The organism is Acidovorax sp. (genome assembly GCF_046291265.1).
GTDB lineage: Bacteria > Pseudomonadota > Gammaproteobacteria > Burkholderiales > Burkholderiaceae_C > Acidovorax.
The window spans coordinates 19,166-45,686 of record NZ_JBKBTV010000041.1; the positions used below are offsets into that span (position 1 = coordinate 19,166).

The following is a 26,521-nucleotide window of genomic DNA, read 5'->3' on the forward strand; positions in this document are numbered from 1 at the left end:
GCTGGCAATGACCCCCGCAACCCACCGCAACCGGCGCCTGCACCACACGGCAGCCCTGGTATTGGCAGCGCTGGCACCCGCAGGCGCCGCGTTGGCACAGGCGACGGCCGCAACCCCCTCGGCTGCCAGCGGCGCGGCCAACGCGCTGAGCCGCTGCACCGCGCTGTCCAGCGACAGCCAGGCCCGCCTGGCCTGCTTTGACCAGTGGGCTGCCCAGCAAGCCTGGCAAGCGCCGGCTGCATCAGCGGGGGCCGCTGCGGCGGTGGCGCCACCGGTGGACACCACGCTGCCCGCCACCCGCGTCATCGACGTCGCGCGCACCGAAGGCTGCCGCGATCCGCAGTACAGCGACCTGTCGCGCTTTTGGGAGCTGGAATCGGGCAGCGACTGCGGCACCTTCAGCTTTCGCGGTTACCGCCCCATCACCGTGTCGGTGGTGGCATCGAGCAGCGTGAACCGCCAGCCCACGTCCGGTTCCGAAAACGGCTCGGCCACGGAGTCCACGCCGTACCGCCGTACCGAAAACCGCATTCAGCTGTCGGTGCGCACCAAGGTGGCCCAGGGACTGCTCACCCAGGGGCACCCCACGCTGAAGGACTCTGTGTGGGTGGGGTACACGCAGCAGTCGTACTGGCAGCTGTTCACACCCGAGATCTCGCGCCCCTTCCGCACCACCGACCATGAACCTGAAGTCATGTACGTCTACCCCACCACGGCCGAGCTGCCGTTTGGCTGGAAGTGGCGCTACAGCGGCATCGGGCTGGTGCACCAATCCAACGGCCAGAGCGATCCCCTGTCGCGCAGCTGGAACCGCGTGTACCTGATGACCGGCCTGGAGCTGGGCAACAACTGGAGCGTGAACGCACGCCTGTGGCGGCGCCTTACCGAAAGCGCGGACAGCGACAACAACCCGAACATCAGCGACTACGTGGGCCGTGGCGAGTTGTCTGCACTGTGGAACTACGACAAGAACAACACCGTGGGCGCGACCCTGCGCAGCTCGTTGTCCAGCTCGGGCCGCGGGTCGGTCCGCGTGGAGTGGATGCAGGCCCTGGGAACGGGCATTTTCGGTGGCAAGACCAACTTGCGCCTGCACACCGCGCTGTTCAACGGCTACGGCGACAGCATGATCGACTACAACCGCAAGCGGACGGTGTTCAGCGTTGGTCTGAGCCTGGTGGACTTCTAGCCAGGTACATCCCCCTGAGGCGCTGCGCGCCTTCACCCCTTCTCTCGAATTGCTGCGCAATTCGGGACGGGGGACGCAGCCAGTGCGGCGGGGCAGCCCTTGCACGGCTGCCCTGGCTTGGGCCGCGCCAGTCTCTGCGGTTGGCGAGCAAGTCCGGACGGCGAAATGCTCGGCCCAGTTCGGCGCCGCACGCACTCACAACTCGTTACGACATCGCCCTCAAGTTTTGCGACGCGGTGTCGATGCGCCGCCACAATGGCACGCGCACCCAGACGCCATGGCCCGCAGCGCGCCACGCTTTTGATAAGAGCGGTTTTCCCGCCGTTTAACCTGCCATTGCCCCTGTGTGCGCCCCTCCAAAATGTGAGCAGAGAGGAACACCCCATGGACATGCAATACCAGCTTAAGGCAGGCAGCTACTACCTGTACGACATGCGCGACACGCCCAGCGCCGTCACGGGAGAACGCAGGTTCAAGCTCAAGACCGACACCGTCGCCATTGCGTTTGATGCGCACACGGGCGAGGTGCACCAGCATGGCAGCCCCACGCGCATCCAGTCCTGGGCCAACAACACCCGCCGCCGCCTGCGCGCTGCCGGGGCGCAAGAGATGGCCAACGACATCGTGGTGGTGTCGGGCCCGCTGCCCGTGGATGAACTCAATAAATGCCTGTGGGTGAACGGCTATGTGCGCCGTATGTTCTCGCGCCTGGCCACGTTGCCGCATGGCAAGCTGCAGCGGCCTGCTGCCGAGCCGTTTCGCAAGGCTGCCTGATTGGCGTGTAGAAATTAGCAGGAAGAAGGCTTCGCGCCTTGTTCCCCATCGCAAAGTATCTCAAGGGCCGCACGCAGCGGCCCTTGTCGTTTGCGCTGGTCTTCTGGTCGAGCGATCAGGCCTCGGCGTCCTCGGCCACGTCGCCGTCCACCAGCTCCAGCACTTCGGCATGTTTGACGATGGTCACCGGCACGGGGCTGGCGTGCGCCACCTCTTGCGACACCGAACCCAGCAGCGCGCTGGTGATGGCGCCCTGGCCCTTGGCGCCGATGACGACCATGTCGCAGCCCGAGCGCTCGATCATGTCCACCAGGGTGTGCGCCACATCCCCCACGCCCACATCGGTTTCGTACGAAACGCCCGCTGCATCCAGCAGTGCACGCGCAGACGCCATGAGGTGGTCGCCCGCCTCCAGGCTGGCGGCGGCAATCAAGTCGGGGTCGCGGGTGGTGACCAGCTCGTACAGGGTGGCGGGCTCCTGCACATTGGCCAGCACCATCGACGCCTGCAGCCCCTGGCGAACCAACGCAAGCGCGTGGTGAACGCCGTCCAGCGCGAGTTCGGAGCCGTCCACGGCGATAAGAATCTTGAGCATGGTGTTCTCCTTGAGTCAGTGAAGACCAGTGTAGCGACGCCATCCGCCAGCGCCAGCCCATACCCTTGAGCCAGGTCAGGGTAGCCCGTCTGGGACAATGCGCCCCATCATGCTGCAGTTCGACCTCCTCAAAACCGACCCCACCAGCCACGCACGCCGTGGCACGCTCACGCTCAACCATGGCGTGGTGCAGACCCCCATCTTCATGCCCGTAGGCACCTATGGCACCGTCAAGGGCGTGATGCCGCGCAGCCTGCACGACATGGGCGCACAAATCATCCTGGGCAACACCTTCCACCTGTGGATGCGCCCTGGCCTCGATGTGATGCAGAGCTTTGGCGGCCTGCATGGCTTTGAAAAGTGGGACAAGCCCATCCTCACCGACTCGGGTGGTTTCCAGGTCTGGAGCCTGGGCGCCATGCGCAAGATCACCGAAGAAGGCGTGACCTTTGCCAGCCCCGTGAACGGCGACAAGCTCTTCATGTCGCCCGAGGTGAGCATGCAGATCCAGACCACGCTCAACTCCGACATCGTGATGCAGCTGGACGAGTGCACGCCGTACGAGACCAAGGGGCATCTGACCACCGAGGCCGAGGCGCGCAAGTCCATGGAGATGAGCCGCCGCTGGGCTGTGCGGTCGAAAGCCGAGTTCGAGCGTCTGGAAAACCCCAATGCCCTCTTCGGCATCGTGCAAGGCGGCATGTTCGAAAACCTGCGCCAGGAATCGCTCGACGCGCTGGTGGAGATGGACTTCCCCGGCTACGCCATTGGCGGCGTGAGCGTGGGCGAGCCCAAGGACGAGATGCTGAGCATCATGGCGCACACGCCCCACCGCCTGCCCGCCCACAAGCCGCGCTACCTGATGGGCGTGGGCACGCCCGAAGACCTGGTGCAAGGCGTGGCCGACGGCGTGGACATGTTCGACTGCGTGATGCCCACCCGCAACGCGCGCAACGGCACCTTGTTTACGCGTTTTGGCGACCTCAAGATCCGCAACGCCCGCCACAAGACCGACCACCAGCCACTCGACACCAGCTGCACCTGCTACGCCTGCGCGGGCATGTCGGGCGTGTCGTGGGACGACGGCGGGCGCGAGGGCTTCAGCCGCGCCTACCTGCACCACCTGGACCGCTGCGGCGAAATGCTGGGCCCCATGCTCACCACGGTGCACAACCTGCACTACTACCTGAACCTCATGCGCGAGGTGCGCGAATCGCTGGACGCGGGCGAATTTGCGCAGTTCCGCGCGCGCTTCAAGGCCGAGCGGGCGCGGGGCGTGTGACAGACGCTCTGCTCATTTACTATTATTTTGATAGCTACTAGCGCATGATGCATAAGCGCTAGACGCCAAAATCATTAAAACTTTGATGCACCCCTGGCTGCGCTGGCCGCTGCGGGCCTTGGCGGGCACGCGCACTGGGTACACCTGAAGGCGGCGGTGCTGGCGCGAGCCCGCGCCTCCTGGGCATGGCGCATGGCCCGGGTCGTCAAGCGGTACTGCAAGCGGTGGTGACAGCGGCGCTGAGCCGCCCACCGCACTGCGCGCACCCTCCCTGACCGAAGCCCGTGCACCGGGCGTGGCGTGCGGTCCAGCGGTTTTCTGCACCGCCCCGCACACCTGTCAACCCTGCTTCAGTGGGGATGGGTCAACACACCCATCGACCGTAGAGTGCGTGGCACCTCCCCAGCGCCCGGACCACGCGCGTTGAGTGGCGGTTTTTCCAATTTTGAGCGCGCCGTTGGAACACTCACCCCGCTGCCGCACCCGGAGATCTCCACCATGCATCGCCCGCTTTCCATCCACCCCAAACCACAGCGTCCGCAGGTCCGTGCCGGATCAGATTCCGGTGCAGTTCGTTGGGCCGCGCGGCTGTGCGCTGCGTGGGTGGTGGGAGCCTTGCTGATGGCCTGTGGCGGTGGTGGCGATGTGGCAACGCCCCCGCCGCCACCGCCTCCCGCCACCGTGCAGCACTCGGTGGGCGGCACCGTCACGGGGCTGAGCGGCACACTCGTATTGGCCAACAGCACCGGCGGCGAATTGACCATCACGGCCAGCGGCAGTTACTCCACCCGCATTTCCCAAGGCGAGGCCTACAACATCACCGTGCGCACCCAGCCCGCCGGGCAGACCTGCGTGGTGGAAAACGGCTCGGGTGTCGTGGCAGGCCCGGTCACAAATATTCTGGTGACCTGCACCACCCACACCTATACCGTCGGCGGAACCGTCTCTGGCTTGGTGGGCGCTGTCACCCTGCGGCTCAACGGCGCGGCGGATTTAACGGTGACCGCCAATGGCGCATTCCGTTTTGTGGTGCCGGTACCTCACGGCAGCGCCTACACCGTGGCCGTGCACACACAGCCCGTGGACCAGGCCTGCGTGGTGGAAGCGGCAACGGGCGTGGCTGTGGCACCGGTGACCCAGGTGCAGGTGTTTTGCCGCACTGTGTCCGTGCCGCCCCCCCCACCCCCTCCGCCACCGCCCATAGCGCCCACACCGACAGGGCTGGGCATCACCTATGGACCAAAGGCACTGACTTTTTCCTGGGTAACCGCGGCGGGTGCCAGCAGCTACACCGTGTCCGAAGACCCCGATGGCGCTGGCCCACTGGCACCCGCACCCGTGGGTTCTACGGCGGCCACCACCCTGGTTTATGCCGTGCCGACCTTGTTGCACCACCGGCTGAACGCCACCTACACGGTGCAAGCCTGCAACGTGAGCGGCTGCAGCGCCCCCTCCGCGTCCGTCGCCGCGGACATGGTGCAGGCCATTGGCTACGTCAAAGCCTCCACCACCACCGTCGAAGGCCGCTTCGGCAACCGTGTCGCCCTGTCCAGCAACGGCGCCACACTGGCCGTGGGCGCCTACGGAGAGGGCGGCAACACGGGCGCGGTGTACGTTTTTGCAAAAAGCGGCGCCACCTGGTCGCAGCAGGCCCGCATTGCGGCGCCCGACGGGGAGGCCAACGACTACTTTGGAAACGCGCTGGCCTTGTCTGCCGATGGCAACACGCTGGCCATTGGGGCGGACGGCGAGAGTGGCGATCAGACAGGCACCTTTGCGACGATGCCGGCCAGCAACAACCTGGCGAACAGCTCGGGCGCCGTGTATGTGTATTCCCGCACGGGCGCCGCGTGGTCGCAGCAGGCATTCATCAAGGCGCACAACACCGACGCCAGCGATTTGTTCGGTTCGTTCGTTGCCCTCTCGAACGATGGCAACACGCTGGCTGTTGCCGCCTACAACGAGGATGGCGATCTGACCGGCACCCATGGCAACGCGGCCTATGCGGCGTCGGGTGCTGCCTATGTTTTTACCCGCACCGGCACCAGTTGGGCGCAACAAAGCTATCTCAAAGCCTCCAACGCGGGGGCAGGCGACTTCTTCGGTATCTATCTCAGCCTGTCCGGGTCGGGCGACACCTTGGCCGTCGGCGCATTTTTGGAAGGCAGCGCCTCTGCCGCCACCCCTGCGGATGACTCGCTGACCAATGCGGGGGCCGCCTATGTGTTCCAGCGCAATGCAGGCGCGTGGCTGCAGCAAGCGTATTTGAAGGCCCCCGCTCCTCTCGCAAACGACCGTTTTGGCGTGGCGGTCCAGCTGTCTGGCGACGGCAATACGCTGGCCGTGGGCATGGACGGAGACAGCAGCAACCACACAGGCACATTCCCGGTGCCACCTGCCAGCAACACGTTGGCCGTCAACTCGGGCGCGGTGTTTGTGTTTACCCGCGCGGGCGGGTCTTGGTCCACCCAGGCGTATCTGAAAGCCTCCAACACCCGCACGCCCCACCGTTTCGGGAACAACCTGGCCATGTCCAGCGACGGCAACACCCTGGTCGTGCCCTCCTACCGGGACGACAGCAACGCCAGCGGCTTCAACGGAGATCAAGCCAACACCAGCGCCACCGATGCAGGCGCCGTGCTGGTGTTTCGCCGCAGTGCGGGCACCTGGGTACAACAGACCTATTTGAAGGCGCCCAACACCGGCAGCGGCGACCGGTTCGGTGGCCGCGTGGCGCTATCGGGCGATGGGCATACGCTGGCCGTGGGGGCATCCACGGAAGACGGCGGATCGAACGGCATTGGCGGTAACCCGGTGGACGAGAGCAGAACCAACGCGGGCGCGGTGTATTTGTATTGAGGTGGATTTCTTTCCATTTTTGGTGAAATTTGGCTCTGGCGCTTATGGAATAAGCACTGCTAGCTATTGTTTTTATAGTTATTTGCATGCTTGTGTTGAGGGCGGAGGCCGGGAGTTTCCCGGCCTTCGTACTCCAACCAACAGCAGAAATCAAAACCGATAGCCGCCACCGCAATCTCACCCCTCGGGTGATGGCCGCACGCAACACGCAGCCCCGCAATTGTCAATAAATGTTTTTTTGTGTTGAGCCTACTGGCGCGTAACCCACTGCGCCCGATGACAATCGCCAGCAGCCCCGCTGCCACTTCGCTCCACACCATGATGACCCTCTCCTTTGCGCGCCCCCGGTCGCTTCCACGGTCATGGCTCTGGCTGGGCCTGGGTGTGCTGGTCTTTGCCGCCTGCCTGGTGGGCATCTTTGCGCGGCCCATCGGCTTTCTGTCGGCGTTTTGGCCCGCTAACGCTTTGTTGCTGGGGATTTTGGTGCGTTACCCCGCTCTGGCGCGCCCGGCCGCCTGGGGGGCGGCGGCGGTGGGCTACATGGCTGCCGACCTGATCACTGGCAGTTCCTGGGGCATGTCGCTGTGGCTCAACGGCGCGAACCTGCTGAGCGTGACGGTGGGCTGGCTGCTGCTGCGCCGCCTGAGCGAGCCAGTGCTTCGCCTGCGGCGCACGGTGTCGGCCATGTACCTGCTGCTGGCGGCGCTGGCAGCCAGCGCGGCGGGTGCGCTGGCGGGCAGCGGCGCGGCCCCGGTGTACTTCAACTCCCCCTGGACAGACCTGCTGTCGTTGTGGTTCAGCACAGAACTGATGAACTACATGCTCATCGTGCCCGTGGTGCTAGCGGCCCCGCGCGATGACGACCCACCCTCGGCCGTGCAAGGGGCACCGATGTTCTGGCGGGTAGCGCCAGTGGGCTCGCTGCTGCTGGCGGAAGGTATCCGCGGGCTGGTGGGCGGACCGGGCGTGCTGGCCTTTGCCGTGCCCGGCTTGCTGTGGTGCGCGTTGAGTTACAGCACCTTTGTGGCCAGCCTGCTGTCGCTGGTGGTGTGCCTGTGGACCATGGCGGGTGTCGCCATGGGGGTGCTTAACTTCACCCCGGCGCACGCGGGCGACGTGTTCTCGCTGCGGGTGGGCGTGACGTTGCTGGCGCTGGGGCCGCTGGCCGTGGCCTGCGCCAGCGCGGCCCGCGCCGAAACGCTGCGCCGCCTGGACCACGCGGTGCGCCACGACGACCTGACCGGCGTGCTGGCGCGCCGCGCCTTCATGCGCCAGGGCCAACGCCTGCTCACCCGCTATGGACGCGAAACGGCCGGTGTGGCGGTGCTGATGCTGGACATCGACCATTTCAAACACGTCAACGACCAATACGGGCACAGCGCCGGAGACCAGCTGCTCATCGGCATCACCCAGGCGATGGGCACCGCGTTGCGCGCGCAGGACGCGCTGGGCCGCATGGGCGGAGAAGAGTTTGCAGTGGTCTTGCCCGAGGTGTCCCACGCCGAGGCGCAGGCCATCGCGGAGCGCCTGCGGGACGCCGTGGCCAGCCAGCCCTTTGCAGTGGCGCCTGCGGGCCAGACCTTGCACGCAACCGTCAGCATTGGCCTGGTGCACAGCGCCTCGATGAGTGGCGAGGCAGACATCGACACCCTGCTGCTCGCCGCCGACGCCGCGCTGTACCGTGCCAAGACCGAAGGGCGCAACCGCGTGTTGACGGGATAGCGGGAAAACGGGACCAGACACCAGGACCGGGAGACGCCGCCCGTACCCTGTTTAGCTTCCAGATCGAGTCTTGAGGGTGGCGACCATCGCCACAACACAGCAAAGCACAGGGCTCGTGGGCACCCCCGATGCACACAAAAAAACACCTGCCGTGGGGTGCGGCAGGTGTCGTCTGGGTTTGAAGTGAAAAAGCGGTTAGTCGCGCAGTTCGGGCGGCAGCGTGCCACCGTTGGCCGCGATGCTTCTCATCACCTGTTTGTGAAGCCAGATGTTCCAGGCGGCGGACCCGGGTTCGTCACTGCCGCTGTAAAACAACTCGCCCGCCAGCTCCTTGCGCGCAGCCATGCTGCTGTCCAGGCCTAGCAGCTTGAGCAGATCGACGATGGAGGTGCGCCAGTTCAAGCCGCTGGCGCCCGGCATGGCATCCAGGATCGGCGCCACGTCGCCCAGAGGAATGGATGGCGGCGCTGCAGGTGCTGCCGAGGCCGGAGCGCCTGCGGAGGCCGCCGCCGGTGGAACGGGCACCACTTCGGCCGCATTGGCAGAGGGAAAAATCTTCGAAAAAATCTTGGAGAAAAAACCCATGAGGACTCCTTGGAATGGCGTTGAAGATAGTTGTGGCAGCAGCACCCGGGAACAACCCAAACGCTGTTTGGCGTTGTATCACGCTGGCGTGGCTGGAGATGCAGTGGACGACCCGCTCTCTGCCCCCGTGCCACATGCATGGCAGAACTTGGCAAACGCGCTCTTGCGGGTGCTGCACTGGCCACAGTGGTCAAACAGGCCAATGCCGCAGTGGGGGCAGAAGTCGATCTTCTCGTTCTTCAGGTCCACCGGCCGCTCGCAGCCAGGGCACACGCTTTTGGCCAGGCGCGCCAGGGCCACGTCGTAGCTCAGCTCCTTGCGGCGCTCCTGGTCGGGCATCGCCTCGGCGAGCTTCTGGCGCTCCAGGTAGCGGTTGAGCGCCAGGATGGCGTAGCGCCCCACGATGGCGGTGATGGCAATGCCGACCACATAGCGCACGTATCCGCCGTAGCTGGGCAGGTAAGGCACCAGCTCCACGAAGAAAGCGAACAACGCGAAGAAGATGAAGCCCCATACAAACGGCCAGTAGGTGCCCTTGCGCTTTTTGACAAACAACCAGCCCGCAATCGCCAAGAGCGGCAGGGTGAGTGCCAGGCGGTACAGAAACACCCGCAGCTCCACCTTGCGCTGCTCGACGCGCATCAGCTCGTAGCCGCTGGCTTCCAGATCGTGCAAGCGGTCTGTAGCAGCGGCGGCAGCCTGGCGCGCATCCAGTGCGGCCTGCTGTTGCTGCTCTACCGCCTGCTGGGTCTTGCGCTCGTTGATGCGCAGGGCGTCCAGCCCCTGGGTGCGCGACAGCACCTCGGGGTCCTGGTCGGCGCGCTGGGTCACGCTGCGGGTGGCCAGCCAGCTGTCAAAGCTGTCGCGTGCGGTGCGGCTTTCGCTCTGCGCCTTGCTGCGCTGCAACTGGGCTTGCTCCAGCGCCGTCTGCGCGTCCTGCTCGGCATCGCGCGCGTCGCGCACCTGCTTGCGCAGGGTTTGCGCGGCGGCCTTGTCCAGAAAGTCATCCACCTGCAATTGGGTTTCGACCTTGGGCAGGTCTCCCACCAGCGTACCGCCCAGGCCGATGAGGAAACTGGCAAACACCAGCGCCACCAGCCACAGGCCACGCCGGAACCATTTTTCAGACAAACGCAGGGATTTGCTCACGGTCTTCTCCTCTGTGATGGATCAACCAAAAACCCCATCGCCATTGCCCCGAAAGGCGGCGATCAAGGCATTTGCTTCTCTTTTTATAGCTGCTAGCGCTTATGGAATAAGCGCTAGAGCCCATTTTCATTCAATTTTTCATCACAAAGGTCACAGGCGCTGCCGCCAGCTGCGCACGCTGCAGCCAGGCCAGCACCGAGTCCACCGTGACCGTCTCGATGCGGTCTGAGAACCGCTTGTCGCCGGGGTGGTCGTCAAACGCGATGTTGGCCGACCCCACGCGACCGCCCATGCGCGTGAGCGGCCCGAGCTTGAGCGTGGTGGGCGTGTAGCCCTTGAACTGCAGCCACGCTTGCGCCTGGTCGCGCGTCAACACAGTGGCGGGCTCCATGGCCACGGCCAGGGTCTCCAGCGCCCACTGGTTGGACTGCTGGTATTTGCGGCCCCACACGTAACTGACCATGCTGTAGGCCGGTTGCTGCAGCGTGCGGGTGCGAGCGGTGTCCTGCAACACCGCCAGCAGGCGCTGCTGCACTTCGGGCGTGGGCACGGCGTAGACCGCCTCGTAGCGCCACAGGTCGTCCAAAAAGAACTCGCCCAGCCCCTGGCGGTAGAGGTGGCCTACCGCCGTGCCGCACTCGTTGAGCTTGTGGGCCACGCGCCACGGGCCCTCGGGGGTTTTGTAGGCCCAACCAAAGTGCGAATAACGCAGGCCGTACTTGCTCAGGTCCTGCCCTGCGCGGCCCAGCGCTACCACCCGCGTGCCCGATTTGGCATGTTCTGCATCCAACGCGGCCGAGGTCTGCTGGGCCAGTTGCATGCCGCGCTCGATCACCTTGGCAGGCAGGGGTTTCGTCGCCTCGCAGGATCGGCCCGCGTGGGCCGCAGGCGCTGCCAGCAAGGCCGCACCGGCCACCAGGGCCATGCACCACATGGCGGGGTTGAAGGAGCGCACGCGAACATGCGCTGGTGTCATCTGCTGCACAGCCATGGCGGCGCTCCTCACAGACGCTCGTTGTGCAGCAGCGCACGGCCGATGGCGTTGGGCACGAACGCAATCGCTTCACCCGCCACCGACAGCACCACGCCCGTTCCGATCACGCTGCAAGTCACCAGCGTGCCCACCGCATGGGCCGATGCGCCCACACCCCGGCCCGCCACTTCGACGCTGACCTGAGCGCCGTCGGAGGCGCGCTCCAACAGGTACACCGTGCCGGTGGCCGATGCCTCCACCGTTTTCACCGTCAGCACCGCACCGGCGACCGACAGTGCAGCAGGCACCGTCACGACCGCGCCAGCGGCGGCAGACGCCACCGATGCCGTGCCCACCACCGACGCGACGGGCAGCAGCGACAGCGCGGCCGAAGCCTCGCTCTGGGCCCGTGCGGGCAAGGCGACCAGCGTGCACAGCAGGCCGGCGGCCAGGGCAAGGGTCAGGATCTTCGGAAATTTCTTCATGGTTTCACTCCTCACGGGAGGTGCTGCGCGGTTGTCTGCAGCACCGGATTTTTCAGGGCAACCTCCGAGCATCCGCCATCACTGGATGGCGGATGCCGGAAACTCAGTTCGCGTTGTTACCAGACGTTGCAGACTGTGCAGCAGCGGCTTCGCGGCGGCCTTGCAGGCGGGCTTCGGCCAGGTCGGCCTCGTGGCGGTCGCGCAGCATCTTGGCCAACGTGAACGCTGTGGTGATCAGGTACAACCAGCTCACGCCCAAAAATGCTTTGTAGGTGGTGTTGATGTCCATGCCCAGCAGGCCCCAGCCTGTCAGGCCCATCGCCACGACAAAGCCGCCCCACACCACCAGCTTCCACATCGGCGTGTCACCTGCGCCGCGGCGTGTGGCGCTTTCGTTGTCCCGCACAAACTTGGCCAGCACAAACGCGGCGGACAAACAGAACACATATCCCATCACCATGAACGCCTGCTCCAGCTGCTGACCCGGCAGCCAGGCCAGCCCCACGGCGCACAAAAACACGGCGATACCGAACGAAACCCACACCTGCAACTGCCAGGCACGGGTGTCACGCTGAACGATGAGGGAAGAGGTAGACGACATACAGATGGGGTGGGCCACACAGGCCCGTGGTTGAACACGGAGCGAATAGTGACCGGGCGCCGCATCGGCGTCTGGCTTCATGCACCGCAGTGGCCCTGCACCGGCTATTGGGTATCGCTTATCGATACTTTTCCGGGTTTTATCGCCCCGAATGGATTCGAGTTGCGCAGCACCTGGGCGACAGACGGCTGCGCGCTTGTCTCTCACAATCGCCGCCACGACCCTGGCCTCAGCCACAGCCACAGCCTCACAGCACCCACAGCGCCTTGCACGGAGATACCCCATGACCACCAAACCCTTTGACCTCATCGTCCACGGCGCCACCGGCTTTACAGGCCGCCTGGTGGTCGAATACCTGCTGCAGCGCTACCCCGCTGGCAGCGGCCTGCGCTGGGCCATGGGCGGGCGCAATGCCGAAAAACTGGCCGCCGTGCGCGACGAAGTGGGTGCCCCCGCCGACACCCCGCTGGTCGTGACCGACACCAGCAACCCCGCCAGCCTGCAAGCCCTGATGGACCAGACCCGCCTGGTGCTGACCACCGTGGGCCCCTACCAGCTGTACGGCAACGAACTGGTGGCCGCGTGCGCCAAGTCCGGGGTGGACTATGTGGACCTGTGCGGCGAACCCGCCTGGATGCGCCACATGATCGACGCCCACGAAGCCACGGCCAAGGCCAGCGGCGCACGCATCGTGTTCTCGTGCGGTTTTGATTCCATTCCGTTTGACCTGGGCGTGTTCCTGCTGCAAAAAGAAATGAAAACCCGATTCGGCCACCCCGCCAGCCGCGTGCGTGGGCGCGTGCGCAAGATGAAGGGCACGTTCTCGGGCGGCACTGCCGCCAGCCTGAAAGCCACCATGGCTGCATCGGCCGCCGACCCCGCCGTGCTGGACCTGCTGAAGAACCCCTTCTCACTCACGCCGGGCTTTGAAGGACCGCGCCAGCCCACAGGCCACAAGCCCATGGTGGATGAGGCGCTCGGCGAGGGTGTGTGGGTCGCCCCGTTCGTGATGGCCGCCATCAACACCCGCAACGTGCACCGCTCCAATTTCTTGCTGCAGCACGCCTACGGCATCAATTTTGTTTACGACGAAATGCTGATCACCGGCCCCGGCGAAAAAGGCGAGGCCATTGCCAACGCCGTGGCGGGCGACAAGTCGTTGGGCTCTGACAAAGGCCCCAAGCCCGGCGAAGGCCCGTCGCGCGAAGAACGCGAGAACGGCTTTTACGACGTGCTGTTCCTTGGAACCGACGCCGAAGGCAACACGCTGCGCGTGGGCGTGAAGGGTGACCGCGACCCGGGCTACGGGTCCACGTCCAAGATGATTGCGGAGGCGGCTGTGTGTCTGCTGCAGGATGCGAACGAAACCCGCGGCGGCATCTGGACCACGGCGCCCGCGATGGGAGACCAACTGATTGCACGGCTGCAGGCGAATGCGGGGCTGAGCTTTGCGGTGGAGTCCGCGCCGCAAGTGGCCGCCTGACGTCTTGACCCTACCGCCGGGCCGCCCTCTGCGGCCCGCGCGGTCGCAGCGGCGCCTTTGCACCCGTTTGTCAATGCGCCCTCCACCGGGCAAATGAGCAACTTACACTGCCCCGTTCCAGCACATCAGACGGACAGGGAGAGCAGATGACGACAAAGAAAACGCTGCGGGCAGCAGCACTGGGCGCAGCGCTGTGTATGTTTCAGCTCGTGCCTACTGCGGCAATGGCCGGCGTGATTGCGGGCACGGGCGCGGCCCCATCGCGCACCGCCCTGGGCGCAACCAACGCGGTGGCCTTGCGGGTTTCAGAGACTGCACCGGGCCATCACCTGTTGTTCCCATACTTCACGGTGCAGCGAGGGCAGATGACGGTGCTGCATCTGATCAACACCGACTTCAGCAACGGCAAGGCGGTCAAACTGCGTTTTCGCGGCGCCGGCAACGGCGACAGCCTGCTGAGCCTGCAGGTTCTGATGTCGCCTGGCGACACCTGGACCGCGGCCCTCACCAGCGGACCGGATGGACGGGCGCAACTGGCAACCGCCGACAACACCTGCACCTACCCTGTGCTCGCCAAAGGAGCTGCCCAACCGTTCTTGGTCGACCGGTTGAATCCAGCGTGGAATCAGGAAACCCTTCACAACAATACCCGCGAGGGGACGGCGGAGGCGCTGCTGATGGCGGACATCCCCTCAGCCCGGGTGTATGGCGCACAGGCCGATGCACATTCCAGCCTGTACCTCGCGACCCGTCTGCTCACCGGGCAGGCGCCCTGCACGCCCACATCCCTGGACGAAGCCCTGACCCGCGATATCGGCGACGAATCGCAGGCCGCCGGCCTGGGCTTTGCGGCGCCCTCGGGCGGATTGAGTGCCACCTGGTACATCATCGATGTCCCCGCCTCCACCACCCTCTCTGGCCCTGCCACCTCGGTCGTCGCTGTGGACAACGCAGGGGCGCCTGCGCGGGGCAACTTTGTGGTGTTCCCGCAGTCTGCGCTGGTGGTCGACCAACCTGAGCGATACACCGCAGACCCATTGCTCGTCTCTGCCGGGCTGGCCAGTCGCTCCAAGACCGCTGAGGGCACCACCGCGTCACCCACGGCGTCACAGGTCGTTCAGGCCCGGCTCCATGACCTGCCCGACCTCTCTACTCCGTACTACCTGCCACCCTCAGCCACCCACGCACGCCAGACGGCCGCAGACTTGACCGCGCGCCTGATGACCAGCACCGTGCGCAACCAGTACGCGCGCGACGCCAGCATTTCGGCGCAGACGGACTGGATCCTTTCGATGCCTACCAAGCGCTACAGCGTGGGCTATGACTACAGCCAGGAGGCGGCAACCGCGCTGGTGTACTCCGTCGTGCCGCCGGTCGGCAGCGGACAGGCCCAGTTCTATGACAGCACCTCCACGTTTGCGCGATCCCACCAAGCCTGCGAGTCGTACAGCGAGACTGTCGCCGACCGCGAAGGAACTTGGTCAAATGCCGGGCCGATTTTCATTGCGCCCCCGCCGAACGTCGCCAGTTGCGGCGCAGCCGCCATCGTCTCGTTCAACACCGGTCCTTCGGTACTGTCGAGTTCAGTGTCCCGCTGGGACTATGGCCGGGGGTTCACCAACGGCTGGATGTCTTTGGCTCCCGAAATGCGGCCTGGACGGCCTGTCATCGGTGCGGCCGTGCTCAAGTTGACCAACCCGAACGCAACGCCCGGCGTTGCCGCCAACTACGGCATCACCTTTCCGCATATTCTGAGCCGCCAGCCGTGAGGCCGTAGGGGATAACGGCGGCGCGCTACCCGCCGCGGTTGCGGGTAGCGCGTACCAACTCAGGTGCCTCTCAAACCGCCAGCGGCAGCTCCGTCGTCGACAGCACATTGCGCAGCACCATGAACGACCGCACCTGCCGCACGCCTGGCAGGTAGAGCAACTGCTCGGCATGCAGGCGGTTGAAGCTGTCGTTGTCGCGCGTGCGCACCAGCAGAAAATAGTCAAACTCGCCGGTGACCACGTGGCATTCCATGCAGCCGGACACCTTGGCGGCGGCCTTTTCGAACTCGGCAAACGACTCGGGCGTGGAGCGGTCCAGCACCACGCCAATCATCACCAGCATGCCCGCGCCCACAGCCTTGGGGTTGAGCAGTGCCACCACCCCATCAATCAAGCCCAGGCGTTTGAGCCGTTCGACCCGGCGCAAGCAGGCGGGCGCGCTCAGGTGCACCTTCTCGGCCAAGGCCACGTTGGACAGCGAGGCATCGCGCTGCAACTGGCGCAGGATGGTTTTGTCGGTGCGGTCCAGCTCTGCGGACACATCTGCCTGCGGGACATTCGTGGGACGAACTTTTGTTGCGCACATTGGCAGAATCCAGAAATATTAGTCGCCTCAATTCTTATACAGATTCATAAATCTCCGCAATTTTCGACAAGTTCGCAACCACTTGATGCGCGTGTTTTTCTACGATGAAGGCACTGCAAGCACCCTTGCACCCACCGCCTTTCCATCGACCGGAACACCGCCATGAACCTGCAGAAATTTGCCCGCCACCCGCTGACCTTCGGGCCATCGCCCATCACCGCGCTGCCGCGTCTGTCGGCCCACCTGGGCGGCAAGGTGCATCTGTACGCCAAGCGCGAGGACTGCAACAGCGGCCTGGCCTTTGGCGGCAACAAGACACGCAAGCTCGAATACCTCATCCCCGAGGCGATTGCCGGCGGCTACGACACGCTGGTGTCCATCGGCGGCATCCAGTCCAACCAGACGCGCCAAGTGGCCGCGGTGGCCGCGCACCTGGGCATGAAATGCGTGCTGGTGCAAGAGAACTGGGTGAACTATTCCGACGCGGTGTATGACCGCGTGGGCAACATCGAGATGAGCCGCATCATGGGCGCCGATGTGCGGCTGGATGCAGCGGGCTTTGACATCGGCATCCGCCCCAGCTGGGAGCAGGCCATGGAAGATGTGAGGAAGGCCGGTGGCAAGCCCTTCCCCATCCCGGCAGGCTGCTCAGAGCACCCGTACGGCGGGCTGGGCTTCGTCGGCTTTGCCGAAGAAGTGCGCCAGCAGGAAAAAGAACTGAGTTTCCAGTTTGACTACATCGTGGTGTGCTCGGTCACCGGCAGCACACAGGCAGGCATGGTGGTCGGCTTTGCGGCCGATGGCCGCGCCCGCAAGGTGATCGGCATCGACGCCTCGGCCAAGCCAGAAAAGACACACGCCCAAGTGCTGCGCATCGCGCAGAACACCGCCAAGCTCGTCGAGCTAGGCCAGGAGATCACCGCCGAGGACGTCGTGCTGGACACCCGCTACGGCGGCCCCGAGTACGGCCTGCCCAGCGAGGGCACGCTCGAAGCCATCCGCCTGTGCGCGCGCCAGGAAGGCATGCTCACCGACCCGGTGTACGAAGGCAAATCCATGCACGGCATGATCGACATGGTGCGCAAAGGCGAATTCCCCGAAGGCTCTCGCGTGTTGTATGCGCACCTGGGAGGGGTGCCGGCGTTGAACGCCTACAGCTTTCTTTTTCGCAACGGCTGACCCACCCGGCACCGATACAGAGCAAGCGCGCTGGGCGCAATTGGCCACGTTGGCAGCCATCTGACGCGCTGCCTCAACACACGCGGCGGCAGGCAAGCCGTGCTGTGGCGGTTAGGTCAGCGGCTGTCGCGCTTGCCCTGGGCGCGGCGCACTGCAGACCCCTGGTGCGCATGGATCGCGATCTGGCCAGGCGCCTGCTTCATTGGATTGCCACGCAACGCGGCAGGAACCATGTCGATGGGCGCATGGACCAGCGGTGCATGCGCCTTTCCGTTGGACGTGGGCGCTTTGTCCGATGGCGCCTTGGATGAGCGGGTGGCGTGCTGATTCAGCACTGCCGCCTGCAGCGGCTCGGGGCGGGCAGCGCTTGCGCCATGGGTGTCAGCCGCGGCGACCGGGCCGAGCTGATTCTTGTCAGCGCTGGCCTTGGGGCTCGCGGACTGGGTGTTGGTGTTGGTACCCGATGCGGCACTGGCAACCGCGGTGGTAGACGACGGTGCTTTGGTTGCCGTCTTGCGGACGCTCTTGCTCGCTGTGGGGGTTGCAGACTTTTTCGCCGCTGGCTTCACCGGCGCCTGGGGCACGGCTTTTTGGGCCGCCGCCTTTGGGGCACTTCGCTTGGGGGCGGCTGCGCTGCTGCTTGAGCTTTCGCGTGCTTCGCGTGATTCCAGCTGGGTTACCCGGGCTTCAAAACGCCCCAGCACCTCTTGCAGGATGTCAGCCTTGCGCTGAGTCCGTTCATTGTCTGCACCCACGGGCGAGCGCCCCTTGGGGTACGATGCACCGCGCACGGCCACCGTCTGGCGGCGATAGAGGTCACGGTATTTGTCGCGCAACGTGCGCGCCCGCGTGACTTTGCCGCGAAGCCGCGCAAGCGTGAGCGCCTTGATGGGCTCGGCGCGGCTTTGGTCGAAAAGCTCCAGTTCGGCAGCGGTCAGCACGGTGCGGGCCTGGGTGATGGAGTAAGCCATGGTCAGTCTCCTTTGCAATACGTTGGCAAAGGAGTCACCGTAGTCCACACCACACTGCGCAAATGTGGGACGGGGGGCCGTCGTCCGGTCGTACGGCGGCGCCCCGTCCCACAACCCTGCGCACCGAAGCCCGAGGGCCGAAGTCAGCTCACCAGCAAGGTCTGTACGCGTTCGCGCAGCATGGTGGGCTGCACCTCGCGGGCGCCCACCGCGTGGCCGACGTTCAGCCCCACCCGGCTGAAGAAACCCCGGCGGAACGGCCGCACCATGGCGCCACCCTGCTCGATGCGGCTGAAGTACGAGCCCCACAGATTGGTCAGCGCCATGGGGATCACCGGCGCTTCGATGCCCTCTTCGCGCGCGCGCTCGATGATCTTCATGATGCCGCCCTTGAACTCCTGCAACTGACCGTCCTTGGTGATGCCGCCTTCGGGGAAGATGGCCAGCAAGTCGCCTTCGCGCAGCACCTGCGCTGCACGGTCAAACGCGGCTTGGTACGTGGCGGGGTCTTCCTTGTAGGGCGCAATCGGAATCGCCTTGGCCAGGCGGAAAAGCCACCCGAGCACCGGCACGCGGAAGATGCGGTGGTCCATCACGAAGTAGATCGGCCGGGGGCTCGCGGCCATGAGCAGCACCGCGTCGATAAAACTCACGTGATTGCAGGCCAGGATGGCGGCGCCCTGCGCGGGCAGGTTTTCGTCGCCCTGCACCTTGAAGCGGTACACAAACCGCGAAGACATCCAGGCCACAAAACGCAGCAGGTATTCGGGCACCAGCATGAAGATGTAGAACGCCACCACCGCATTGGCGATGCCGGTGAACAAAAAGATCTGCGGCACGGTGAAACCTGCGCCCAGCAATGCGCCTGCAATCAACGAACTCGCAATCATGAACAGCGCGTTCAGGATGTTGTTGGCCGCGATGATGCGCGCGCGGTGGGTGGGCTGGCTGCGCATCTGGATCAGCGCGTACATGGGCACGCTGTACAGGCCCGCAAACAGGCTGAGCAGCGCCAGGTCCAGCATCACACGCCAGTGGGCGCTTTGGGCCACAAAAGCCATGAGGCCCATGATTTCGGAGGGCGGCAGGCTGCGGGACGCGAAGTAGAGATCGATGGAGAACACGCTCATGCCGATGGCACCTAGTGGCACCAGGCCAATCTCGACATGGCGGCGCGAAAGCACCTCGCACAGCAGCGAGCCAATGCCAATGCCAATCGAGAACACCACCAGCAGCAGCGACGCCACCTGCTCGTTGCCATGCAACACCTCTTTGGCCAGGCTCGGGAACTGGCTCAGGAACACCGCGCCAAAGAACCACATCCAGCTGATGCCCAGCAGCGAGCGGAACACCACAATGTTCTGGTGCGCGAGCTTGAGGTTGCGCCAGGTTTCCGTGAAGGGGTTCCAGTTGATGGTGAGGCCCGGATCGGTGGCGGGCACCGACGGAATGAACTGCGCCACCGCCCGCCCGGCCAGCGCCGCCACCACGCAGGCCACCGCCACCGTGGTGTGGCCAATGCCCGGCAACGCGACCAACAGACCACCCGCCACGTTGCCCAGCAGGATGGCCACAAAGGTGCCCATTTCCACCATGCCATTGCCCCCCGTCAATTCGCGCTCGCTGAGCACCTGAGGCATGTAGGCGAACTTGACGGGGCCAAACAACGTGGAATGCACACCCATCAAAAAGGTGCACAGCAGCAGGATGGGGATGTTGCCGCCGATGAAGCCCACGGCGGCCACCAGCATGATGGCGATCTCCATGTTCTTCACGAAGCGGATCATCTTCGTCTTGTCGTACTTGTCGGTCAGTTGCCCCGATGTGGCCGAGAACAGCAAAAACGGCAGGATGAACAGCGCACCGATCACCAGCCCCGCCATCGCAGGCGGCAGCCACGACACGCTGAGCTGGTAGGTCACCATCACGGTGAAGGCGAACTTGAAGAGGTTGTCGTTGGCGGCGCCAGAAAACTGCGTCCAGAAAAACGGCGCAAAACGCCGCTGTCGCAGCAGCGCGAACTGGTTCGGGTCCTCGTGCGCGGGTGCAGCGCTGGTGGAGGGGGTCTCGGGGTGCATGCGTTTCTCCTCGTTTCCGATGGGTTGGCTTGTTGGAATTTTCCGTGCCCGTCCGTCAAGCGCGTTCATGCGCGCGACCTGCGGGCGACACCCACGGCGTGGGCGCCATTCTGCCCGGACAGCGTGACCTGCGGCACGCCCCGTTCGGCACTGTTGCGCAATGCCGCCAGTGCCATCAGCACAGGCCAGGCGGCGCCCGCCGCCAGCACGTGTTTGACGCTGTGGCCCGACACCCAGCGGTAGGTCGCGTCAAACACGGCGTGGTCCGCCGCCTCGAACAACTTGGCCACGGCATACAGGCCAATGACCGCGCCCAAGTGCACCGCCAGCGCACCGTCGCGCCGTGGCAAACAGGCCAGCGCCAACACCACCAGCATGCCGCCCAGCTGCACCACGGCCCAGGGCAAAACGTTGCCGGTGTGTGCCCACCACAGCACCGCCAGCGGCCCCGACAACAGCACCGCGCCTGCCATGGCCCAGCCTGCCCGCTCACTCACGCGGCTGGCCGCAGCCAGACCCAGCAGGCCCGCAAACGGAAGCACCATGCCCAGCCGGTCCCACAGCAGGCCCGCATCCAGCGGTTGCCAGTGGTACACGCTGGAGCCCACCGCCGTGCACAGCAGACCAGCAAAAAACAACGCTGCCAGCACGCGCGAGGTGTGGTCCAGAGCGCCCGGCGCCAGGCGGCGCAGAGCCCACAGGCCCCACACCCCGGCGATGGCAAACGGCAGATTGCTCAGCACGTCCAGCGCGCACGGGATGCCCCACAGCGCCCGCTGGTCGGCAAAACCGTGCTGATGTTCACCGGCAGGCAGCACGGGCCCGAACACGGCCAGCGCCAGCAGGGCCACCACGCCCAGCAGCAGGCCCGCTTCTGCGCGCGTCGCGGGCTTTTGGCGCCGGGTGGGCAGAGTAGTCAGAAAGGTCATGGTTGTCGCATCCGTGGATGAGTGGGGAATGCCGCGCAGTGTGTTCAGCCGCGGTCAGCCAGACACCAGAAAGTCGCTCAGAGGGCTACCCAAGCCACTCTGGGTATTGATAATCGATACCCATGAGCACTACCGCCGACCTCGTTCTCGCCCTCAAGAAAGAACTCAAGACCGCGCAAATGACCTACGCCGACCTGGCGTTGGCCCTGGGCATGGCCGAGTCCAGCGTGAAACGCATGCTGGCCAAAGGCGACATGCCGCTGTCGCGCATCGACGCCATCTGCCGCGCGCTGGCGCTGGACTTTGCCGACCTGGCGCGGCGTGTGGCCGACGAACAGCCGCTATTGAAAGAGCTGACCCAAGAGCAGGAAAAGGCCGTGGTGGCCGACAAGAAACTGCTGCTGATGGCGATTTGTGTGTTGAGCCAGTGGACGCTGGAGCAGGTGACGTCCAACTACCGGCTGACCGAGGCCGAGGGCATCAAATACCTCGCGCAGCTCGACCGCATCGGCATCATCGAACTGCGGCCGCTGAACCGCTATCGCCTGAAGCTGGCCAAAACCTTCCGCTGGCGCCCGCATGGCCCGGTGATGAACTACTTTCGCGAGCACGCCCTGCTCGACTACTTTGCGGGGGGCTTTGACGGCCCGGGCGAAGGCGTGCTGCTGGTGCACGGCGCCATCAGCCGCAGCCTGGCGCCCGCCTTCATGGAGCGCATGCAGCGCGTCGCGCAGGACTTTGCACAACAACACCTGGCCGACCAGAAGCTGCCCGACCGTGAACGGGAGGGCTACACGCTGCTGCTGGCGATGCGCAGCTGGGAGTTTGAGGCGTTCACGACGATGAGAAGGTGACCGGCTCCTCCCTGACCTACCGTCGTGGCGGGTGGCGCCGGGCACACCTAAAGCGATAGACGCACCCATCACTACATTTTTGATAGCTTATAGCGCTTTACCAATAAGCGCTAGAGGCAAAAAACACTGAATTTCTGGAATTTTTGCAGTCAGCTTGCCTTTTTGGAAGTAAAAGAAACTTGACATCGCCACCTTCACAGCACGACAATTTGTAAAGCAAACTTTACTTTTTGAGGCCCACATGAACGCACTTCCCCCTCCCCTGGAACAAATTAGCTACCTGGCCAAGGTGCTCTCCGGCCTGCTCGTGCTTATCTTGCTGGGCGTCGCTAGCCTTGAACTCGCACACCTGCCGCTGGCGTCGGGCCGGTGGGCGGCCCGGCTACTCGCGGCAGCGTGTGGGCTGTTGGCGTGGCTGGGCTATCGCCGCTACCGCCAACTGGACGAACTGCAGCGCCAGATGCATGGCCGCGCCTGCCAATGGGCGGTGGGGCTGGCGCTGGCCATGCTGCTGGTGGCGTCCGCGGTGCAGGCCTTGGGCATGGCCCCTGCCGTGCACCCGCTGGCCGTGGCCGCCGGGCTGATCGCCGCCTGGGGCCTGGGCCTGTGCATCACCCACCACCGGGTGAGCTGAGCATGGCCCGCGTGTTGGTGACCGGCGCGGCCGGATACCTGGCGTCGTGGATCGTGAAGCTGCTGCTGGAGCAGGGCCACACGGTGCACGGCACGGTGCGCAGCCTGAAAGACGGGCGCAAGGTCGCGCACCTGCAGCGCCTAGCACAGGCGCATCCCGGCCAGCTCACGTTGTTTGAGGCCGACCTGCTCGGAGCGCAGGGCTTTGACGCTGCGATGCAGGGTTGCAGCGCGGTGCTGCATACCGCTTCGCCCTATAAGCTGGGGCCTTCGGCCGACCCCGAGCGCGAGCTCATCGCCCCCGCCGTGACGGGCACGCGCCATGTGCTGGATGCGGCCAGCCGCACGGCGAGCGTGGAGCGTGTGGTCATTACCAGCAGCATCGTGGCGATGTTCGGCGACAGCGACGAGCTGCAATCCCGCCCGGGGCATGTGCTCAACGAAAAGGATACCAACCGCACGTCGACCGCGCAAAGCAACCCGTACGCGCTCTCCAAGACGCGCGCCGAGGCCCTCGCCTGGGATCTGCAGGCGCAGCAAAAACGCTGGTCGCTGGTGAGTTTGCATCCGGGCGCGATCTTCGGCCCCTCGCTGTCGCAGCGCGACGATGCCACCAGCGTGCAGCTGCTGCGCCAGTTTCTGGACGGGTCCTTCCGCCAGGGCGTGCCGCCGCTGTGGCTGGGCACGGTGGATGTGCGCGATGTGGCGCAGGCGCACGTCAGCGCCGCGCTGCAGCCGGCAGCCTCGGGCCGCTACCTGGTGGTGGGCGAAAGCCTGCGCCTGCTGGAGATCGCGCAGCGCCTGCGCCAGAGCCACCCGGACCGCAGCGCCAAGCTGCCCACCAAAGAGGTGCCCCGATGGCTGATGTGGCTCATCGCGCCCATGGCCGGCATGACGCGCAGCTACGTGCGCCACAACGTGGGTTATCCGCTGCAGTTCGACACCACACGCAGCCAGGCTGAGTTGGGCGTCCGCTACCGGCCGGCCAGCGCCACGCTGGGCGAGCACGTGGCGCAGCTGGTGGCCGATGGCCTGGCGCCGGACTGAGGCAACCCGCATGCACAACCACGTCAAAGCCCTGCGGCAAGACCGCGGGATGACCCAACAAGCCCTGGCCGACGCGCTGGGTGTAAGCCGCCAGACGGTGCACTCAATCGAAGCGGGCAAATACGACCCCAGCCTGCCCTTGGCTTTCAAGATCGCCACCGTGCTCGGGCGGACCATCGAGCAGGTGTTTGTGCCCGACGACTGAGCCGCAGCCCAGCGCACAGGCGAAAGTGTCTGCACCTCCGTCGGGCCCATCCTTCGATACCCATTGACTCTTTAATGGAAATTCACTATTCTTTAAATCATTGATTAAACGAATTTAAAGATACCAAAGTGAAAACCACCCGCCAGCAGCAAGACGCCACGCGCCGCCAGATCGTGGCCAGCGCGGTGGACCTCATGACCCGCCAGGGCTTTGACGGCACGACGATGAAAGACATCGCACGCGCCGCTGGCATTGGCGACGCGACGATCTATAAATACTTCCCCACCAAAGACCGCATCGTGCTGGGCTACCTGGACGACGTGGTCCACCAGGCGCTGGCCGAAACCCTCCAGACGCCTGGCTTCGCGGGCTATCAGCTGCAGGAAAAACTGCAGCGCTTGACGGACGCCGTGCTGGAGCGCCTGCTGGCCGACCGCGAATTTGTGGCCCAGGTGCGCAGTCTGGCGCGGCGCTCGCCGCTGTCGATGCTGGCGGAACCCCTGGCGGCGCGGCAAAGCCTGCGCGAGGCGGTCAGCAGTTTTCTGGAAGCGGCCGAAGCCAGCGGGGAGATCGAGCCCTGTGACTTCAAGGGCATGGCGGGCGGGTTCTACACCGACTACCTGGCCGGGGTGGTCACGTATTGGCTGGCCGACACATCAGACGAGTTTGCCGACACCACGCAGCTGGTGGACCTGTCGCTGGGGGTGTTGGTGCAGGCGCTGCGCGGCGGGCTGGTCAACCGCGTGCTGCAACTGGGCGGCTTTGTGCTGCGCAGCCAGATGGCGCGCATGGTGCAGAACAGCAGTGGTCTGCTGGGCATGCTGCACCTGGCCAAACAGGCCATGGCCAGCGCACCGCCCAGCCCTGCGCCCGCCTACACGGCAGCTGCTGAACCCTCCCACTCGCCGGAACCTTCCAAACCGCCGCGCAAACCACGCACCGCCAGCCCTGCAGCCGCATCTGCTGCAAAGCCAGCAGCCGCGCCACGCAAGAAGAAGTCCGTATGAACGCCGCCAACGCCGTGCGCGAAACCCAGGTGCCCGCTGGCACCGTCATCCATGCCACCTTGCCAGGCGCGCATTTTTTCGATGCCTACACCGTGACCGACCCGCGCCCCGCCACCAGCGCACTGCAGACCTGGCTGGACGTGGTGGCCCGCACACCCCGCTGGACGCAACACCTGCTGGCAGTCCGCAACACGGTGGTGCAATGGGTAGGACTCAAAGGCGTGGGGCAGTTGCACGACATGCATCCGCTGGCCAGTGGCGCATCCCCACGCGACGCACGCAGCTACCGCGTCGGAGATCGCGTGGGCATCTTCCTGATCCGGCATTTGAGCGACACCGAAGTGGTGATGGGGCAGGACGATAAACACCTCGACGTGCAGGTGTCGTTGACCAAACACGCGCAGGCTGATGACTCCGACGACTCCGACAACCCCGCCACGGTGGTGCTCAGCACCGTCGTGCACATCCACAACACGCTGGGCCATGTGTACATGGCCGTCATCACGCCGTTTCATCGCCGCATCGTGCAGGTCATGCTGCAGCAGCTGGCCCCTTCCAACCATGGCCCGCGCTGACGCGCCGCGCACCGGCCGCCTGGCACGCGGCACCATCACGGGCCTGGCGGCGGCCCGCATCGGCATGGCCCAGCTGGGGCACCGCGTGCGCACGCCGTCTGCCCAGGCGCAGGCCGACCACGAAGCCGCGCTGGGCCGCATTCTGTTTGGCGCTTTGGGCCAGTTGCGGGGCTCGGCGCTCAAGGTGTCGCAGCTGCTCAGCATGCACCCCGGCCTGCTGCCCGAGGGCGTGCGGCAAGAGCTGGCACGCGCCCACCACCAGGCCCCGCCGCTGAACCGTGCGCTGGTGGGGCGCGTGTTCCGCCAGGCGTTTGGGCAAGAGCCCGAGGCGCTGTTCGATCACTTCGAGCCCGCCGCCTTTGCCGCGGCCAGCCTGGGCCAGGTGCACCGCGCCCAGCTGACAGGCCACGGCACGGTGGCCGTCAAGGTGCAATACCCCGGCATAGCGGCCACCATCGCCAGTGACATGCAGTTGATGCGCGCCGCACTGCGCGCCCTGGCCCACACCGACATGCCCCTGCCCGCCACCACCGTGGTGGACAGCGTGATGACCGAGATCGAAACCACGCTGCTGCGCGAGGTGGACTACCTGCAAGAAGCTGAGCAACTGCAGTGGTTTGCCCAACATGCAGCGATGCCGGGCGTGGTGCTGGCCCAGCCCATCCTGTCGCACACGCGGGGCCAGGTGCTGACACAGCAGTTTCTGCCGGGCCAGCACCTGCAGGCCTGGCTGGCCACCCACCCCACGCAAGCGCAGCGCGACCTGGCAGGGCAGCACCTGTGGGACTGGTTCATGCACTGCATCTTTGTGCTGGGGCGGGTGCATGCCGATCCGCATCCGGGCAATTTCCTGTTTGCGCCGGATGGCACGGTGGGTGTGCTGGACTTTGGCTGCACGCGCACTCTGTCGGAGCACTTTCGCGCCCAGGTGACAAAGGCATGGTCTGCCTTGCTGAGGCCCGCCGCCGACCCGCAGCGCGACGCGCTGGTG

25 protein-coding genes are annotated in these 26,521 nt (G+C 65.3%); 15 read left to right on the top strand and 10 right to left on the bottom strand.

Annotation, left to right across the window (positions count from 1 at the left end; all coding sequences use genetic code 11):
• Positions 1 to 7: 7 nt before the first annotated feature.
• Together ACK41V_RS15505 and ACK41V_RS15510 are read left to right on the top strand one after the other, a co-directional pair.
• Entirely contained in the window at positions 8 to 1,189 is a 1,182-nt protein-coding gene (locus ACK41V_RS15505; RefSeq protein WP_409783502.1) for a phospholipase A, read from the top strand.
• A 384-nt stretch (positions 1,190 to 1,573) separates the two neighbouring features.
• Positions 1,574 to 1,963, top strand: coding sequence for a hypothetical protein (locus tag ACK41V_RS15510; protein ID WP_409783503.1), 390 nt, complete (start codon positions 1,574 to 1,576; stop codon positions 1,961 to 1,963).
• A 115-nt stretch (positions 1,964 to 2,078) separates the two neighbouring features.
• Here the strand turns inward: ACK41V_RS15510 and ACK41V_RS15515 are convergent, their stop codons facing one another.
• Positions 2,079 to 2,558 carry a universal stress protein gene (locus tag ACK41V_RS15515; RefSeq protein ID WP_409783504.1) on the bottom strand — a complete coding sequence of 160 codons (480 nt, stop codon included), beginning with the start codon at positions 2,556 to 2,558 and terminating at the stop codon, positions 2,079 to 2,081.
• A gap of 109 nt (positions 2,559 to 2,667) precedes the next feature.
• On the opposite strand from ACK41V_RS15515, the gene tgt reads away from it, so the two are divergent.
• From tgt to ACK41V_RS15530, 3 genes are all read left to right on the top strand, one after another.
• On the top strand, positions 2,668 to 3,840 hold the full coding sequence (tgt, locus tag ACK41V_RS15520) for a tRNA guanosine(34) transglycosylase Tgt (protein WP_409783505.1): 1,173 nt from the start codon (positions 2,668 to 2,670) through the stop codon (positions 3,838 to 3,840).
• Positions 3,841 to 4,338: 498 nt separating this feature from the next.
• Entirely contained in the window at positions 4,339 to 6,699 is a 2,361-nt protein-coding gene (locus ACK41V_RS15525; protein ID WP_409783506.1) for a hypothetical protein, read from the top strand.
• Between the two features lie 318 nt (positions 6,700 to 7,017).
• On the top strand, positions 7,018 to 8,421 hold the full coding sequence (locus ACK41V_RS15530; protein WP_409783507.1) for a diguanylate cyclase: 1,404 nt from the start codon (positions 7,018 to 7,020) through the stop codon (positions 8,419 to 8,421).
• Positions 8,422 to 8,616: 195 nt separating this feature from the next.
• Here the strand turns inward: ACK41V_RS15530 and ACK41V_RS15535 are convergent, their stop codons facing one another.
• The 5 genes from ACK41V_RS15535 to ACK41V_RS15555 form a co-directional block, all read right to left on the bottom strand.
• Entirely contained in the window at positions 8,617 to 9,006 is a 390-nt protein-coding gene (locus ACK41V_RS15535) for a DUF3597 domain-containing protein (RefSeq protein WP_409783508.1), read from the bottom strand.
• 78 nt (positions 9,007 to 9,084) lie between these two features.
• Entirely contained in the window at positions 9,085 to 10,155 is a 1,071-nt protein-coding gene (locus tag ACK41V_RS15540; protein WP_409783509.1) for a serine endopeptidase, read from the bottom strand.
• A 130-nt stretch (positions 10,156 to 10,285) separates the two neighbouring features.
• Positions 10,286 to 11,131 (bottom strand): DUF2145 domain-containing protein, encoded by an 846-nt coding sequence (locus ACK41V_RS15545; protein ID WP_409783525.1) that lies wholly within the window; start codon positions 11,129 to 11,131, stop codon positions 10,286 to 10,288.
• A gap of 26 nt (positions 11,132 to 11,157) precedes the next feature.
• Entirely contained in the window at positions 11,158 to 11,613 is a 456-nt protein-coding gene (locus ACK41V_RS15550; RefSeq protein WP_409783510.1) for a hypothetical protein, read from the bottom strand.
• 103 nt (positions 11,614 to 11,716) lie between these two features.
• A complete protein-coding gene (locus ACK41V_RS15555; RefSeq protein ID WP_409783511.1) occupies positions 11,717 to 12,214 on the bottom strand; it encodes a YiaA/YiaB family inner membrane protein in 498 nt (165 codons plus the stop codon).
• Positions 12,215 to 12,497: 283 nt separating this feature from the next.
• On the opposite strand from ACK41V_RS15555, the gene ACK41V_RS15560 reads away from it, so the two are divergent.
• Positions 12,498 to 13,697 (top strand): saccharopine dehydrogenase family protein, encoded by a 1,200-nt coding sequence (locus ACK41V_RS15560; RefSeq protein WP_409783512.1) that lies wholly within the window; start codon positions 12,498 to 12,500, stop codon positions 13,695 to 13,697.
• 146 nt (positions 13,698 to 13,843) lie between these two features.
• A complete protein-coding gene (locus ACK41V_RS15565; protein WP_409783513.1) occupies positions 13,844 to 15,466 on the top strand; it encodes a surface layer protein NpdA in 1,623 nt (540 codons plus the stop codon).
• 70 nt (positions 15,467 to 15,536) lie between these two features.
• On the opposite strand, the gene ACK41V_RS15570 is transcribed toward ACK41V_RS15565, so the two are convergent.
• Entirely contained in the window at positions 15,537 to 16,052 is a 516-nt protein-coding gene (locus ACK41V_RS15570; protein ID WP_409783514.1) for an Lrp/AsnC family transcriptional regulator, read from the bottom strand.
• 162 nt (positions 16,053 to 16,214) lie between these two features.
• Here ACK41V_RS15570 and ACK41V_RS15575 point away from each other — a divergent pair, with 162 nt between their 5' ends.
• Complete coding sequence (locus tag ACK41V_RS15575; protein ID WP_409783515.1) at positions 16,215 to 17,231, top strand: 1-aminocyclopropane-1-carboxylate deaminase; 1,017 nt, start codon at positions 16,215 to 16,217, stop codon at positions 17,229 to 17,231.
• 116 nt (positions 17,232 to 17,347) lie between these two features.
• Here the strand turns inward: ACK41V_RS15575 and ACK41V_RS15580 are convergent, their stop codons facing one another.
• From ACK41V_RS15580 to ACK41V_RS15590, 3 genes are all read right to left on the bottom strand, one after another.
• On the bottom strand, positions 17,348 to 18,202 hold the full coding sequence (locus ACK41V_RS15580; protein WP_409783516.1) for a hypothetical protein: 855 nt from the start codon (positions 18,200 to 18,202) through the stop codon (positions 17,348 to 17,350).
• 143 nt (positions 18,203 to 18,345) lie between these two features.
• Entirely contained in the window at positions 18,346 to 20,280 is a 1,935-nt protein-coding gene (locus ACK41V_RS15585; RefSeq protein ID WP_409783517.1) for an MFS transporter, read from the bottom strand.
• Between the two features lie 65 nt (positions 20,281 to 20,345).
• Complete coding sequence (locus tag ACK41V_RS15590) at positions 20,346 to 21,209, bottom strand: hypothetical protein (protein WP_409783518.1); 864 nt, start codon at positions 21,207 to 21,209, stop codon at positions 20,346 to 20,348.
• A 122-nt stretch (positions 21,210 to 21,331) separates the two neighbouring features.
• On the opposite strand from ACK41V_RS15590, the gene ACK41V_RS15595 reads away from it, so the two are divergent.
• The 7 genes from ACK41V_RS15595 to ACK41V_RS15625 all read left to right on the top strand — a co-directional run.
• The gene (locus tag ACK41V_RS15595) at positions 21,332 to 22,063 is read left to right on the top strand and encodes a helix-turn-helix domain-containing protein (RefSeq protein WP_409783519.1); all 732 of its coding nucleotides are present in this window, start codon (positions 21,332 to 21,334) and stop codon (positions 22,061 to 22,063) included.
• A 241-nt stretch (positions 22,064 to 22,304) separates the two neighbouring features.
• Entirely contained in the window at positions 22,305 to 22,697 is a 393-nt protein-coding gene (locus tag ACK41V_RS15600; protein WP_409783520.1) for a hypothetical protein, read from the top strand.
• A 2-nt stretch (positions 22,698 to 22,699) separates the two neighbouring features.
• Positions 22,700 to 23,743 (top strand): NAD-dependent epimerase/dehydratase family protein, encoded by a 1,044-nt coding sequence (locus ACK41V_RS15605; protein ID WP_409783521.1) that lies wholly within the window; start codon positions 22,700 to 22,702, stop codon positions 23,741 to 23,743.
• 10 nt (positions 23,744 to 23,753) lie between these two features.
• Entirely contained in the window at positions 23,754 to 23,948 is a 195-nt protein-coding gene (locus tag ACK41V_RS15610; RefSeq protein ID WP_010466251.1) for a helix-turn-helix transcriptional regulator, read from the top strand.
• Positions 23,949 to 24,076: 128 nt separating this feature from the next.
• Complete coding sequence (locus ACK41V_RS15615; RefSeq protein ID WP_409783522.1) at positions 24,077 to 24,955, top strand: TetR/AcrR family transcriptional regulator; 879 nt, start codon at positions 24,077 to 24,079, stop codon at positions 24,953 to 24,955.
• Complete coding sequence (locus ACK41V_RS15620; RefSeq protein ID WP_409783523.1) at positions 24,952 to 25,530, top strand: DUF2867 domain-containing protein; 579 nt, start codon at positions 24,952 to 24,954, stop codon at positions 25,528 to 25,530. The genes ACK41V_RS15615 and ACK41V_RS15620 overlap by 4 nt, the downstream gene beginning before the upstream one ends.
• Positions 25,517 to 26,521, top strand: a 1,005-nt coding sequence (locus ACK41V_RS15625) for an ABC1 kinase family protein (RefSeq protein WP_409783524.1), incomplete at its 3' end; no start/stop codon positions are given. The genes ACK41V_RS15620 and ACK41V_RS15625, both read left to right, overlap by 14 nt.

Bases quoted from the DNA above. Each gene is read 5' to 3' on its own strand.
- ACK41V_RS15505 (WP_409783502.1), top strand. From the start codon at position 8: ATGACCCCCGCAACCCACCGCAACCGGCGCCTGCACCACACGGCAGCC.
- ACK41V_RS15510 (WP_409783503.1), top strand. From the start codon at position 1,574: ATGGACATGCAATACCAGCTTAAGGCAGGCAGCTACTACCTGTACGAC.
- ACK41V_RS15515 (WP_409783504.1), bottom strand. From the start codon at position 2,558: ATGCTCAAGATTCTTATCGCCGTGGACGGCTCCGAACTCGCGCTGGAC.
- tgt (WP_409783505.1), top strand. From the start codon at position 2,668: ATGCTGCAGTTCGACCTCCTCAAAACCGACCCCACCAGCCACGCACGC.
- ACK41V_RS15525 (WP_409783506.1), top strand. From the start codon at position 4,339: ATGCATCGCCCGCTTTCCATCCACCCCAAACCACAGCGTCCGCAGGTC.
- ACK41V_RS15530 (WP_409783507.1), top strand. From the start codon at position 7,018: ATGATGACCCTCTCCTTTGCGCGCCCCCGGTCGCTTCCACGGTCATGG.
- ACK41V_RS15535 (WP_409783508.1), bottom strand. From the start codon at position 9,006: ATGGGTTTTTTCTCCAAGATTTTTTCGAAGATTTTTCCCTCTGCCAAT.
- ACK41V_RS15545 (WP_409783525.1), bottom strand. From the start codon at position 11,131: ATGACACCAGCGCATGTTCGCGTGCGCTCCTTCAACCCCGCCATGTGG.
- ACK41V_RS15550 (WP_409783510.1), bottom strand. From the start codon at position 11,613: ATGAAGAAATTTCCGAAGATCCTGACCCTTGCCCTGGCCGCCGGCCTG.
- ACK41V_RS15555 (WP_409783511.1), bottom strand. From the start codon at position 12,214: ATGTCGTCTACCTCTTCCCTCATCGTTCAGCGTGACACCCGTGCCTGG.
- ACK41V_RS15560 (WP_409783512.1), top strand. From the start codon at position 12,498: ATGACCACCAAACCCTTTGACCTCATCGTCCACGGCGCCACCGGCTTT.
- ACK41V_RS15565 (WP_409783513.1), top strand. From the start codon at position 13,844: ATGACGACAAAGAAAACGCTGCGGGCAGCAGCACTGGGCGCAGCGCTG.
- ACK41V_RS15570 (WP_409783514.1), bottom strand. From the start codon at position 16,052: ATGTGCGCAACAAAAGTTCGTCCCACGAATGTCCCGCAGGCAGATGTG.
- ACK41V_RS15575 (WP_409783515.1), top strand. From the start codon at position 16,215: ATGAACCTGCAGAAATTTGCCCGCCACCCGCTGACCTTCGGGCCATCG.
- ACK41V_RS15580 (WP_409783516.1), bottom strand. From the start codon at position 18,202: ATGGCTTACTCCATCACCCAGGCCCGCACCGTGCTGACCGCTGCCGAA.
- ACK41V_RS15585 (WP_409783517.1), bottom strand. From the start codon at position 20,280: ATGCACCCCGAGACCCCCTCCACCAGCGCTGCACCCGCGCACGAGGAC.
- ACK41V_RS15590 (WP_409783518.1), bottom strand. From the start codon at position 21,209: ATGACCTTTCTGACTACTCTGCCCACCCGGCGCCAAAAGCCCGCGACG.
- ACK41V_RS15595 (WP_409783519.1), top strand. From the start codon at position 21,332: ATGAGCACTACCGCCGACCTCGTTCTCGCCCTCAAGAAAGAACTCAAG.
- ACK41V_RS15600 (WP_409783520.1), top strand. From the start codon at position 22,305: ATGAACGCACTTCCCCCTCCCCTGGAACAAATTAGCTACCTGGCCAAG.
- ACK41V_RS15605 (WP_409783521.1), top strand. From the start codon at position 22,700: ATGGCCCGCGTGTTGGTGACCGGCGCGGCCGGATACCTGGCGTCGTGG.
- ACK41V_RS15610 (WP_010466251.1), top strand. From the start codon at position 23,754: ATGCACAACCACGTCAAAGCCCTGCGGCAAGACCGCGGGATGACCCAA.
- ACK41V_RS15620 (WP_409783523.1), top strand. From the start codon at position 24,952: ATGAACGCCGCCAACGCCGTGCGCGAAACCCAGGTGCCCGCTGGCACC.